The sequence below is a fragment of the Bradyrhizobium sp. SZCCT0148 genome, from assembly GCF_018129985.1.
Taxonomy (GTDB): domain Bacteria; phylum Pseudomonadota; class Alphaproteobacteria; order Rhizobiales; family Xanthobacteraceae; genus Bradyrhizobium; species Bradyrhizobium japonicum_H.
This window is the reverse complement of the sequence record NZ_JAFCKT010000017.1, coordinates 1-12,141: the sequence shown is the minus strand read 5'-3', so window position 1 is coordinate 12,141 and position 12,141 is coordinate 1. Positions and strand designations below refer to the sequence as shown.

Here is a 12,141-nt window from a genome sequence, read left to right as displayed (position 1 = left end):
GGAGGTTGCTCCCATGCTGAAGGACGGCACATACGCGGCGTGGTACCAGACGCCGCTCGATCAGGGGACCGGCATCGTCCATGTCGCGGACGGGCAGATCTGGGGCCGTGACAGCGTGATGACCTATCACGGCTCGTGCCGGGTCGATGGAGATCGCTTCACCGCCACCGTGTCGACGAAGCGCCATACCGACGGACGTGTGACGGTGTTCGGCGTGGAGGACAATCTCACTTTGGACATCGAGGGGAACTGCCCGGGCAAGATCGCAACCTACACCGCAATCGCGCGGCAGGTACCGGGAATGATCCTCCAGGGAACGCTCATTTTCGCCGAACAACAGACGCCGGCGCCGGACCGAGCGGAGTCGATGCCGGCTTTCAACCCCGACAAGCTGCCAAAGTTGCCGAGGCGCTCGCGCTGATCGCGGACGGCCGGCGCGCAGGCTGGCCCGCATCCATATGTCGCGCCCCGGGCCGCGCGATTCTGCATCCCGCTTGTCCCAAAGCTTGCTTCTCAAACCGCCATGGACTCGCCATTGTGCGCCCGCAACAGTCTGGAAGCGGAGAAGCATCAATGTCGGACAAGGTCTCGCGTCGCCGGTTCGCGAAACTCGCGGGGCTGTCCGCAGCCGGCTTGACCGGTTCGCGCGGCGCGGCCGAAGCCCGGCCGGCATCCCCGCCGCGCGCCGGCGGCGGCTTTCCGGCCGGCTTCGTCTGGGGCACGGCGACCTCGTCCTATCAGGTCGAGGGCGCGGTCAACGAGGACGGGCGAGGGGCCTCGATCTGGGACAAGTTCGTGCGCATCCCCGGCAAGATCGAGGACGGCACCACCGGCGACCGCGCCAACGAGCACTATCACCGCTACAAGGAGGACATCGCGCTCATCAAGGCGCTCGGCTGCAAGGCCTATCGCTTCTCGGTGGCCTGGCCGCGGCTGTTTCCGGACGGCGACGGCAAGCCCAACCCCAAGGGGCTCGACTTCTACAACCGGCTGGTCGACGAACTCCTGAAGAACGGCATCGAGCCGTGGCTGACGCTCTATCATTGGGACCTGCCGCAATCGTTGCAGGACCGCTTCGGCGGCTGGCGCTCGACCGAGACCTGCAAGATCTTCGGCGACTACGCCGCCTACGTCGCCGAGCATCTGACCGACCGCGTCAGGAACGTGTTTACGCTGAACGAGAGCGGCCGCTTCGTCTATTTCGGTTACGGCATCGGCATCGACGCGCCGGGCGTGATGCTGCCGCAGGCCGAGGTCAACCAGATCAGGCACAACAGCGCTCTGGCGCACGGGCTCGCGGTGCAGGCCGTTCGCGCCCATGGCCGCCGCGGCACCAGGGTGGGGCCGGCCGAGAACGTCGATGCCTGCGCGCCGGCCATCGACACGCCGGAGAACGTTCGTGCCGCCGAGATCGCGCTGCGCGAAATGAATGCCGGCTATCTCAACGTCATCATGACGGGCAGGTATACCGACGCCTTCCTGAAATTCGCGGGGCCCAGCGCACCGAAATTCACCGATGCGGAGCTGAAGATCATCTCCTCGCCGGTCGATTTTCTCGGCCTCAACATCTACGCGCCGCAGAATTACGTGGTGGCGTCCGACCAGGGCGCGGGCTTCATGCCACTGCCGATCCCGAAATCGTTTCCGCACATGAACTCGGACTGGCTGCGCGTCGGGCCGGAGACGCTCTATTGGGTGCCGAAGCTGGCGGCGAAGATCTGGAAGACGGACGCGATCTACATCAGCGAGAACGGGGCCTCCGGCGACGACGCCGTCACGCCGGACGGCAAGATCTACGACACCGACCGCATCATGTATCTGCGCAACTATCTCGCCCAGCTGCAGCGCGCCACCAGCGAGGGCGTGCCGGTGCGCGGCTATTTCCTCTGGAGCCTGATGGACAATTTCGAATGGGTGTACGGGTTGAATAAGCGCTTCGGGCTCTACCACGTCAATTTCGACACCCAGGTCCGCACGCCCAAACTCAGCGCCAGCTTCTATCGCAACGTGATTGCCAAGAACGCGGCGGGTGCATAGTCGGCCTTATCGCCAACCGCGCAGCGGAAAATCGGAGGGAGTGGCTTGAACCTCCCGCATTGACTCCACTCGCCCCCTGATTCAAAACCGTCCTCAACAACCCGTAACGAGAGGACAACGCCAAATGGCTGACGCGCTGATCATCGATGCCTGCCGGACCCCGCGCGGCGTCGGCAAGGCCGGCAAGGGAGCACTCTCCGGCATTCATCCGCAGCAGCTCGGGGCCACCGTCCTGCGGGCGCTCGCAGAGCGTACCGGCATCGACACCGCCGATGTCGACGACATCGTCTGGGGCTGCAGCGCGCAGGTCGCGACCCAAAGCGGCGATCTCGGCCGGATGTCGGCGCTCGATGCCGGTTACGACGTACGTGCCAGCGCCGTGACGCTCGACCGGTTCTGCGGAAGCGGCATCACCAGCGTCAACATGGCAGCCGCTTCGGTCATGGCGGGGGCGGAAGACCTCGTCATCGCCGGCGGCTGCGAGATGATGTCGATGGAAGGACGCCGCGGCGGCGGTCCGATGATGATGGATAGCGGCAATCTGCGCCTGCGCGCGCGGCATCCGCAATCGCACCAGGGCGTCTGCGCGGATGCGATCGCGACGCTCGAAGGCATCACGCGGCGGGACGTCGATGCGCTCGGGCTCGAGAGCCAGAAGCGCGCCGCGCACGCGATTGCGAACGGTCACTTCGACAAGAGCCTCGTGCCCGTGCATCGCGAGGACGGCAGCCTTGCGCTCGACCACGAGGAATATCCGCGGCCGCAGACCACGATGGAAGGGCTGAGCGCTCTGAAGCCGGCATTCCCAGCCATCGCCGACTATGCGATCGACGACAAGGGCACGACCTATCGCGGTCTCATCCTCCAAAAGTATCCGGATCTGAACATCGACTTCATGCATCACGCCGGCAACTCCTCCGGTGTCGTCGACGGTGCCGCCGCGATCCTGCTGGCCTCGCCCGCTTATGCCCGAACGCATGGTCTCAAGCCGCGCGGCCGCGTTGTCGCGATGGCGAACATGGGAGATTCCCCGACCCTGATGCTGAACGCGCCTGTGCCGGCAACGCGCAAGGTGCTGGCGAAGGCGGGGCTGACCATCGACGACATCGACCTGTTCGAGATCAACGAGGCGTTTGCGGTGGTGGCGGAAAAATATATCCGCGACCTCGAGCTCGATCGCGCCAAGGTCAACGTCAATGGCGGCTCGATCGCGCTCGGTCATCCCATCGGCGCCACCGGCTCGATCCTGATCGGCACCGTGCTCGACGAACTCGAACGGCGCGATCTCAAGCGTGGTCTCGTCACCATGTGCGCCGCAGGCGGCATGGCGCCGGCCATCATCATCGAGCGCGTCTGACCGATCGCCCGCTTTCTCCTTGTTTTTACGGGGAGGAAGACGGGCGGCATTCGCTCCGACCCTTATTTTTCAGGGTGAAACACGACCGGCCTTTCACAAAGAGGCCGGTCGACGCTTGTCGAAAGCGGCGAATCAGTTCTAGCAAGATGTCGTGCGGGCCTTTGAAACAAGGCAAAATCCGCTGCCCTAGGCTTTTTCCGCACTGGAAGTGGCTAAAATGCAGGGTTTTTTGCCACAGAGGGCCAAAAATGCCCGTAAAATCGCGACAAAACGGTGCGGAAGGCTATAGGCCTTCGCCGGTTCGTCTAATATGCAGCCGTCACGAATCAGAGGAGACACGATGGCAACCCAAATGTCCAAATCGCAACTGATCGAAAAGATTGCGACCGCTACCGAGCTTTCCAAGCGCGACGTCAAGAACGTCATGGAGACGCTGACCGACGTTGGTCACAAGGAGCTCAAGAAGAACGGCCTGTTCCTGGTGCCGGGCTTCGCCAAGTTCGTGGTCGTCAAGAAGCCTGCGACCAAGGCTCGCAAGGGCACCAACCCGTTCACGGGTGAAGAGATGATGTTCAAGGCCAAGCCGGCCCGCAAGATCGTCCGCGCCCGCCCGGTCAAGGCGGCCAAGGACGCCGTGGGCTAACAACGCAAAGGCCCCCTCGGGTAGGAGGGGGCCTTTTGATTGGGGCAGCCGCGAGGGCGTGAGACGGAGGGCTCAACCCTTGCGGCGCTTCACTCTGACAGGAACGGGTTGAAGCTGCGGCCCCGAGCCTGGTCTTGGTGCCGACAGCCCGTCGCGAACCCGGTCGACCGCGCGATCCAGCAACTGGCGCAGCCGCTGCGTCGTCCGCGATCGCTTCGCTTTGTCCAGCAGTGTCTTCATCGTCCTCACTCCGCCGCTGCACCGATTTGAGCTTCGACCGGCTCGAGCGCGGCAGCGATGGCTTCGTCGACCCGCTCCAGCCAGATGAATTCGAGGTTGTCCCGCGCGCTCTTCGGGATGTCGTCGTAGTCCCGCTTGTTGCGCGCCGGAAGCATCACCCGCTTCAGGCCGGCGGCGGCCGCAGCCACCACCTTCTCCTTGATGCCGCCGACCGGCAGCACCAGGCCGCGCAGCGAGATCTCGCCGGTCATGGCGGTGTCGCTGCGCACCGTGCGGTTGGTGAGCAGGGACGTCAGCGCCGTGAACATCGCAACGCCCGCGCTCGGTCCGTCCTTCGGGGTTGCGCCCGCCGGAACGTGAACGTGGATGTCGCTCTTCTCGAACACCGACTGATCGATGCCGAGTTGCGTGGCCTTGCTCTTCACCAGCGTCAGCGCCGCCTGCACGCTCTCGCGCATGACCTCGCCGAGCTGACCGGTCAGGATCATGCCGCCCTTGCCGGGCACCTTCGATGCCTCGATGAACAGGATGTCGCCGCCCACCGGCGTCCAGGCAAGGCCGGTGGCCACGCCCGGAACGCTGGTGCGCTGCGCGATCTCGCCCTCGAAGCGCGGCTGGCCGAGCACGGTGGCAATGTCCTTCACACCCACGACGACCTTCGCGGCCGAGCCCTCGGCGACCTGCACCGCGGCATGGCGGAACAGCTTGCCGATTTCGCGCTCGAGGTTACGCACGCCGGCTTCGCGGGTGTAGCCCTTGACCACCAGCTTCAGCGCTTCCGGCTCGATCTCGGCCTGCTCGGCCGTCAAGCCGTTGGCCTCGAGCTGCCTCCGCACCAGATAGCGCTTCGCGATCTCCAGCTTCTCCTCTTCGGTGTAGCCGGCGAGGCTGATCAGCTCCATGCGATCCAGCAGAGGACCCGGGATCTGGTCCAGCATGTTGGCGGTCGCGATGAACACCACGCGCGAGAGGTCGAAGGGCACGGCCAGGTAATTGTCCCGGAACGTCCCGTTCTGCTCGGGGTCGAGCACCTCCAGCATGGCCGCCGAGGGATCGCCCTGCACGCCGCGGCCCATCTTGTCGATCTCGTCCAGCATCATGACGCAGTTGCGGCTGCCGGCCTTCTTGATGCCCTGGATGATGTTGCCCGGCAACGCGCCGATATAGGTGCGGCGGTGACCGCGGATCTCGGCCTCGTCATGCACGCCGCCCAGGCTGACGCGCACGAAGGGGCGATCCATCGCGCGTGCGATGGACTGGCCGAGCGAGGTCTTGCCGACGCCGGGCGGACCGACGAAGCACAGGATCGGCGCCTTGCCCTGCGGTGCCAGCTTGCGCACCGCCAGATATTCGATGATCCGGCCCTTGATCTTCTCGAGGCCGAAATGATCGGCATCCAAAATGGCTCGCGCCGCCTTGATGTCGATCGGCTTCTCCTCGGGCAGCGCCCAGGGCAGCTCGATCAGCCAGTCCAGATAGGTGCGCACCATGCCGGCTTCGCCGGCGGCCTCCGGCATGCGCTCGTAGCGGCGCAGCTCCTTTTTGGCGTGCGCATCCGCCTCGGGCGGCATGTTGGCCTTGGCGATGGCAGCCGTCAGCTCGGCGACCTCGGCCGCCTTGCCGTCGCCTTCGCCCAGCTGGCGCTGGATGGTTGCCATCTGCTCGCGCAGGATCGCCTCGCGCTGCCGCTCGTCGAAGCTGGCGCGGGTCTTCTGGCCGATTTCATTGCTGATGCGCAGCACCTCCAGCCGCTCGGCCAGATGCTTGGACACCTTCTCGACCCGCAAGGCGAGGTCGATGGTTTCCAGCACCTCCTGCTTGTCCTGCGGCTTGATGTCCATGAACGAGGTCGCCAGATCCGCCAACGCGCCGGGCGCAGTGGTGCCCTGGAACATTGCGGCCAGCTCGGGCGGTGCCTGCGGCAGCAGCTCGATCGCCTCGATCGCCTGGCGCTGCAGGTTCAGCGCACGCGCCTCGATCTCGGGGGAGGTCGTGGTCGGCTCCGGAATCTGCTGGATCCGCGCGGCCGGGAACGGGGTGCCCGGCAGGAAATCGAGGATGCGCGCGCGCTGCACGCCCTGGCAGACGATGTGATGCGTGCCGTCGGGCGCGGTGATGTAGCGCACGATGTTGGCGATGGTCGCGACCCGGTAGAGATCGTCCGGGCCCGGCTCGTCGGTCTCGGGACTGCGCTGCAGGACGATGCCGATCGGCCGCTGCTCGCGCAGCGCCTGCTGCGCGGCGGCAACCGACTTCGGCCGCGCGATCGCGATCGGCGCGATGGCGCCGGGGAACAGCACCATCTCGCGCACGGGGATGATGATCAGCGCGTCCTCGGGGATCTTCACGTCGTTATTGGTCTGTTCGTTGTTCATCTGTTCGGTGGCCATGATCGACCTCAGGATTTGGCGAGACGCAGCGCGACGCAGCCGTCCATCACGAAGCGGCTGATGGCATAGCGGCCGACGGGAAGCGCGATGCGTCGCTCGAAGCGGCCCTGCGGCAGCTCGAGCCGGTGGATGCGGGCCTTGCGGAGCTCAGGCGGAAGCGTGCGCTGGCCGGATACCACGAGCACGCCGTCATGAATGACCGTCTCGACATTGTCGGGATTGACGCCGGGAAGCGCGACCAGGATCAGCAGCTCGTGCTCGGTTTCGAGCACGTCGATCGGCGGCTCCCAGCAGGCTTCCTGACGGCCGAACTGCTGGCGCAGCCGGTCGGCGCGCGTCAGCTGGTCCAGGGCTTCGGACAGCATCCAGTCGAGGGGATTCTTCGGTTGCATGATGCGGGCTCAGGGATGGGAAAGCCTGCATATGGGGCTGGTTCCCCGGAAGTCCAGTGCCCTGGCGCTGACGTGCCATGCGCCGTCGTGCGATCGCACAAGCAAACGCCGCGGCAGGTGCCGCGGCGTTCTGTCATCGTAACGGGGCGCGGGTCAGGCCGCGTCGCGGTACTCTTGTTCGGCTTCGAGGTTGATCACGGACGTCGCAAGCTCGGTCAGCGCATGGTCGGTCGCCTCTTCCTCGTCCAGCGTCGCCTGAAGCAGCTTTGCTGCGTCCTGCATGCCGAGCTCCTCGGCCCAGGTGCGCAAGGTGCCATAGCGGGAGATCTCGTAATGCTCGACCGCCTGGGCGGCCGCGAGCAGGCCCGCATCGAGCGCCGGGGCGCCCTTGAAGTCCTTCATGATCTCGGCGCCTTCGTCGGTGATGCCGTTGATGGCCTCGCAGGGCTTGCCGCGCGCCGGCTTGCCCAGCATCTTGAAGATCTGCTCCAGACGCTTGACCTGACCCTGGGTCTCACGAAGATGCTTGTTGAAGGCCGCAGCGAGCTGCTTCGAGTTTGCGGCCTTGGCCATCTTGGGCAGGGTCTTGAGGATCTTGTTCTCGGCGAAATAGATGTCCTTCAGCGTCTCCAGGAATAGGTCGCTGAGCATCTTGGGAGCCTGGCGCGGTCGCCGCGCGGCGGTCTTCTTGGTCGTGCGCTTCTTTGCTTGTTTAGCCATACGTCCTCCTCTTGAGGTCACACGGGAAGGCGTCGCCTTCCTCAATCCTCGGGCGATGAAAGCCGCCTGATGAACGAAAGTTCCAAGTGCAGCTGGCGATCCCTCAGATCGGGGCGATCTTGCTGGCGCTACAGCGCCTCGACTCGCGATCGAGTTGCGCCCCACTCGCTGGGCTAAGTCGGCCCGCCAGCCATCGTTCCAACGCCCTGCCGGCACGCGCTCGATTTCGCCCTGTACGCTTTCATCACGCTGCAGCTTTCGGGCAATGCCGGCCATGGGGCAAGGGTCGCGGTGATCACCGTGGTCGTTCTCTCGGTCTGCCTGCTTGGCATGGCGTGTTTCGTCTCGGCGCAGCTGATCGCCAAGACCTTCGGGCGCGCCGGAATGCCATGCTCTCGCGCATCCTCGGCATGCTGCTTACGGCCTATTCCGTGCAGTGCGTGATCAACGGGATTGCGGCCGCCTGGGCCAGCTGCCAAGCGGCTGCGACAATCCGTGAATCCGTTGATTTTGCCGTCCATTTCGTGATTAGGCAGCAGGGGCGACGAAGTGGCGCCGGATCCGGGCCGCTTTCGCTTGCGCTGCCATATTGCTTTGACGTACTTCGGGTCTAACAAGACGATCGTCAGGAAATCGGGATGTCGATGACAGCGGACGAGCCCGCCAAGAGACAGGCCATCATCGACGCCTGCCGGCGCATGAACGCGCTCGGCATCAATCAGGGCACCTCGGGCAATATCTCCGTCCGGCATGTGGACGGGCTCCTGGTCACGCCGACCAGCGTGCCCTATGAGGCCATGACGCCGGACCAGATCGTCTTCATGACCATGGACGGTGCGCACGCGCCCGATCAGAAGCCATCGAGCGAATGGCGCTTCCATCGCGACATCCTGAAGTCGCGCGATGACGTCAACGCCGTCGTGCATGCGCATCCGACCTATTGCACCATCCTGGCGATCATGGGCATGGAGATTCCTCCGGTGCACTACATGATCGCGGCGGCCGGCGGCGACAGCATCCGCTGCGCTCCCTATGCGACGTTCGGTACCGCGGAGCTGTCCGAACATGCGGTGCGGGCGCTGGAGGGGCGGCTTGCCTGCCTGCTGGACCATCACGGCATGATCGCGATTGGCAAGACGTTGGACAAGGCGATGTGGCTCGCCGTCGAGGTCGAAACCCTCGCGCGGCAATATCACGGCTGTCTTCAGATCGGACAACCGCCGCTGCTCGCCAGCGCCGAGATCGAGCGGGTCCGCCAGCGCATGGCCGGTTACGGCCTGTCGGAAGGGTAGGGCGGACAGAAGTGTTGCTGCGGATCAGGCATCTCATGGACGGCAAGGGGACGAACCGCACCATGGTTCGGCTGCGCGCCCTCCTGCGCAGCAACGAGTTCTACCTGATCCCGCTGTCGCTGGTGATCGGCACGCTGGCGGGCGCGGTGGTGACGCTGATGGCGCACATCGCCCAGATCGCGCATGTGGTGATCTACGGAATTCCCGTCGATGTCCACTTGTCGGCCCACGCGAGCGTCAGTCCGTGGGCTGCGCTGATCGCACCCGCGCTCGGCGGGCTGGCGCTCGGCATCATGGAATGGTCGCGGCGGCGGATGAAGATTTCGAACGCGGTCGACCCGATCGAGGCCAACGCGCTGCGCGGCGGCAATCTGTCGATGCGCGACAGTGTCATCGTGTCGAGCCAGACGCTGATCTCCAACGGCTGCGGCGCCTCGGTCGGTCTCGAGGCGGGCTATACCCAGATCGGCTCGGGGATCGCCTCGCTGTTCGGCAAGTTCTTCAATCTACGCCGCAACGATCTGCGCCTGATGGTCGGTTGCGGCGCTGCGGCTGCGATCGCGGCGGCGTTCGGCGCGCCGATCACCGGCGCCTTCTATGCCTGTGAGTTGATCGTCGGCGTCTACTCGGTCGGCAGCGCGGCCCCGATCCTGGCAGCCTCGCTTGCCGGCGCCCTGACCGCGCAATGGCTCGGCGGAGCGCCATACTCGCTGGAGATCCCCAAGGTCAGCGCCGTCGGCGTCGAGCAATATCTGGCGCTGATCGGGCTTGCGCTCATCACCAGCGGCGTCGGCATCGCGGTGATGCGTTCCTCGCCGATGTTCGAGCGGCTGTTCGTCTGGTTGCCGGTCTGGCTCCGCCCGGTGGCCGGCGGGCTCATCGTCGGCGGCTTTGCCATCATCACCCCGCAGGTGCTGGCGGCCGGCCACGGCGCCATGGTGCTCGATCTGTTTCATGACATGACGATCGGCCTGATCGCGCTGATCATCGCCCTGAAGGTGACGGCCTGCCTGATCTCGCTCGCCTCGGGCTTCCGTGGCGGCCTGTTTTTCGCATCGCTGTTCGTCGGCAGCCTGATCGGCAAGTTCTTTGCCGCGGTGCTGCTGCTGATCAGCCCGAACTTCGCCATCGATCCGCTGGTCGCGATGCTGACTGGCATGGCGACGCTCGGTGTCGCCATCGTCGGCGGCCCCCTGACCATGTCGTTCCTGGTGCTTGAGATGACCCGCAACGTCGACGTCACCGCCGTTGTGCTCGCCGGCTGCATCGTCACCTCGATCTGCGTCCGCTTCATGTTCGGCCATTCCTTCTCGACCTGGCGCCTGCATCTGCGCGGCGAGACCATCCGCAGCGCCAATGACGTCGGCTGGCTGCGCAATCTCACCGTCGAGCGGCTGATGCGCTCCGACGTCGGCAAGGTGCCCTCGACGACGACGATCGCCGCGGTCCGCCGCGAGTTCGTTCTGGGATCGCGGCCCGGCATCGTCATCGTCAACAACTCCGACGAATATGTCGGTCTCGTCATGCTGCCCGATTTGTTTTCCAGCGATCTCGATACCATCGCCGACGAGATCCAGGTGATCGAGCTTGCCCGTCTGATCGACATCGTGCTGATCCCGGAAATGAACGTGAAGTCGGCGATGGCGGTGTTCGACGAGGCCGAAGCCGAGATGCTGGCGGTGGTCGATTCCACCGACAGTCGGAAGGTGGTCGGCTTCCTCACCGAGACCTTTGCCCGCCGCCGCTATGTCGAAGAGATCGACAAGGCGACGCGCGGGGTGTTGGGAGCGTTGTCGTAGGCGCCTTCTATCGGCCTGGTTGAGGCGGGGCCGCGACGACCAGCGTCACGATCCGCCGGACCAACGGCAGCACCACCAGCAGCGTCGGAAAAGCCACCAGCCAGGACAGCGCCCAGGCGCCCGGCCAGGTCGCGAGGAACGCGGGCGTCGCTCCCAGGCTCCGAAGCGTCGAAATGACCGACACCACGGCCGTCATGAGGATGGAGAGCACGAACGGCATCACGATCGGCGCATAGCGCGCCGGCAGTTTGCGAACCACAATCATCTGATTTCTCTTGGAAAAGGACGCGTCAGTCACGGTGAACCCTGGAAAATGGCATCGATCCCGACGGCGTCGGTTGATGCGTTGGTTCACGTAAAACGCTTACGGCGACCGAAAAACGGTGCGGCTGTTCATTATCCGCTCAGGTTCGGTGGTTCAAGCTGGGATCCGACCGTCTGGTTTATAATCGTTCAAAGCGTGGCGGATTGCCGCGAGCATGAAACTATCCCGACGGGTTGCGCATTGAATCAGGTTTGCAGATCCCTACCTTTCACAAGAGCATCGGCAAGATTTTAGGAAGGTCAAAAATGACGATTCGACCCGTGATTTCCCCAGCCGGCCGCAAGATGGTCCTGGCCGCGTTCGCAAGCCTGGCATTGGTCGCAACCTCAGCATCGCCCTCGGCTGCGGCGTCCCCCGGGGCGGTGTCGGCGCAGCCCGTCACGGCAGGCCAGGGCTCTTCCGACGTCACCGATTTCAGCGCGGCCCGCCGTCGGCACTATTATCGGCGCGGGTCGAACGCCGCAGGTCTCGCCTTCATGGGCGCCGCGGCGGGTATCATCGGCGGAGTGATCGCCGAGCAGCGGCGCCGCGACTATTACGAGAACCGTTATTATGCTCCGCGCCCCTACTATGGTGGTCCCGGCTATTATGGCGGGCAGGGCTATTACGGCGGCGGCAGCCCGTTCTATTACGATCCGGGCTACTGAGCGGCTCTTCAACGCAGCCGCGATTGGTTGACGAAAAGGGCGGTGCTGTGCGCCGCCCTTTTGCACGTTGATACCCTGCGGGGACTGAGCCTGTGTCGCGCTCTATCAATCCACGCGCGCGAAAATATTCCACTTTACCGAAATTCGGTTTCGGCGTATGTGTCGCCCATCCCGGCTCACCCAGGAGGGGCGACGTGAAGTCGTCACGATCGCGAGCCGGGCTTGCGGTGGACGCGGCAGCGTCGGCACGAGAGGCGCGGGCAGGGCGGGTAGTCCCTGTGAGCCCGAGGCCACGTGCG

12 protein-coding genes and 1 pseudogene are annotated in these 12,141 nt (G+C 64.9%); 8 read left to right on the top strand and 5 right to left on the bottom strand.

Annotation, left to right across the window (positions count from 1 at the left end; all coding sequences use genetic code 11):
- Nucleotides 1-13: 13 nt before the first annotated feature.
- The 4 genes from JQ580_RS29995 (at nucleotide 14) to JQ580_RS29980 (ending at nucleotide 4,037) form a co-directional block, all read left to right on the top strand.
- Nucleotides 14-421, top strand: coding sequence for a hypothetical protein (locus JQ580_RS29995; protein WP_212284353.1), 408 nt, complete (start codon nucleotides 14-16; stop codon nucleotides 419-421).
- A 152-nt stretch (nucleotides 422-573) separates the two neighbouring features.
- Complete coding sequence (locus JQ580_RS29990; RefSeq protein WP_212284351.1) at nucleotides 574-2,037, top strand: GH1 family beta-glucosidase; 1,464 nt, start codon at nucleotides 574-576, stop codon at nucleotides 2,035-2,037.
- Between the two features lie 124 nt (nucleotides 2,038-2,161).
- Nucleotides 2,162-3,394, top strand: a complete 1,233-nt coding sequence (locus tag JQ580_RS29985; protein WP_212284349.1) for an acetyl-CoA C-acetyltransferase — start codon at nucleotides 2,162-2,164, stop codon at nucleotides 3,392-3,394.
- A gap of 340 nt (nucleotides 3,395-3,734) precedes the next feature.
- On the top strand, nucleotides 3,735-4,037 hold the full coding sequence (locus tag JQ580_RS29980; protein ID WP_212284347.1) for an HU family DNA-binding protein: 303 nt from the start codon (nucleotides 3,735-3,737) through the stop codon (nucleotides 4,035-4,037).
- Nucleotides 4,038-4,109: 72 nt separating this feature from the next.
- Here JQ580_RS29980 and JQ580_RS29975 read toward each other — a convergent pair whose 3' ends face one another.
- The 4 genes from JQ580_RS29975 to JQ580_RS29960 all read right to left on the bottom strand — a co-directional run bounded on the left by JQ580_RS29975 (nucleotide 4,110) and on the right by JQ580_RS29960 (nucleotide 7,779).
- Complete coding sequence (locus tag JQ580_RS29975) at nucleotides 4,110-4,277, bottom strand: hypothetical protein (RefSeq protein ID WP_212284345.1); 168 nt, start codon at nucleotides 4,275-4,277, stop codon at nucleotides 4,110-4,112.
- Nucleotides 4,278-4,282: 5 nt separating this feature from the next.
- A complete protein-coding gene (lon, locus tag JQ580_RS29970; RefSeq protein ID WP_212284343.1) occupies nucleotides 4,283-6,667 on the bottom strand; it encodes an endopeptidase La in 2,385 nt (794 codons plus the stop codon).
- Between the two features lie 8 nt (nucleotides 6,668-6,675).
- A complete protein-coding gene (locus JQ580_RS29965; RefSeq protein WP_094891270.1) occupies nucleotides 6,676-7,059 on the bottom strand; it encodes an Hsp20/alpha crystallin family protein in 384 nt (127 codons plus the stop codon).
- Nucleotides 7,060-7,212: 153 nt separating this feature from the next.
- Complete coding sequence (locus JQ580_RS29960; protein WP_212284341.1) at nucleotides 7,213-7,779, bottom strand: YciE/YciF ferroxidase family protein; 567 nt, start codon at nucleotides 7,777-7,779, stop codon at nucleotides 7,213-7,215.
- 246 nt (nucleotides 7,780-8,025) lie between these two features.
- Here JQ580_RS29960 and JQ580_RS34015 point away from each other — a divergent pair.
- From JQ580_RS34015 to JQ580_RS29950, 3 genes and pseudogenes are all read left to right on the top strand, one after another.
- A pseudogene (locus JQ580_RS34015) lies at nucleotides 8,026-8,252 on the top strand (MarC family protein); the annotation flags it as partial.
- A gap of 165 nt (nucleotides 8,253-8,417) precedes the next feature.
- Nucleotides 8,418-9,071, top strand: a complete 654-nt coding sequence (locus JQ580_RS29955; protein WP_212284339.1) for an L-fuculose-phosphate aldolase — start codon at nucleotides 8,418-8,420, stop codon at nucleotides 9,069-9,071.
- 11 nt (nucleotides 9,072-9,082) lie between these two features.
- Entirely contained in the window at nucleotides 9,083-10,870 is a 1,788-nt protein-coding gene (locus JQ580_RS29950; protein WP_212284337.1) for a chloride channel protein, read from the top strand.
- A 7-nt stretch (nucleotides 10,871-10,877) separates the two neighbouring features.
- Here JQ580_RS29950 and JQ580_RS29945 read toward each other — a convergent pair whose 3' ends face one another.
- The gene (locus tag JQ580_RS29945) at nucleotides 10,878-11,135 is read right to left on the bottom strand and encodes a DUF2798 domain-containing protein (protein WP_212284335.1); all 258 of its coding nucleotides are present in this window, start codon (nucleotides 11,133-11,135) and stop codon (nucleotides 10,878-10,880) included.
- 305 nt (nucleotides 11,136-11,440) lie between these two features.
- Here JQ580_RS29945 and JQ580_RS29940 point away from each other — a divergent pair, with 305 nt between their 5' ends.
- The gene (locus JQ580_RS29940) at nucleotides 11,441-11,842 is read left to right on the top strand and encodes a hypothetical protein (RefSeq protein WP_212284333.1); all 402 of its coding nucleotides are present in this window, start codon (nucleotides 11,441-11,443) and stop codon (nucleotides 11,840-11,842) included.
- The last annotated feature ends 299 nt before the right edge of the window (nucleotides 11,843-12,141 follow it).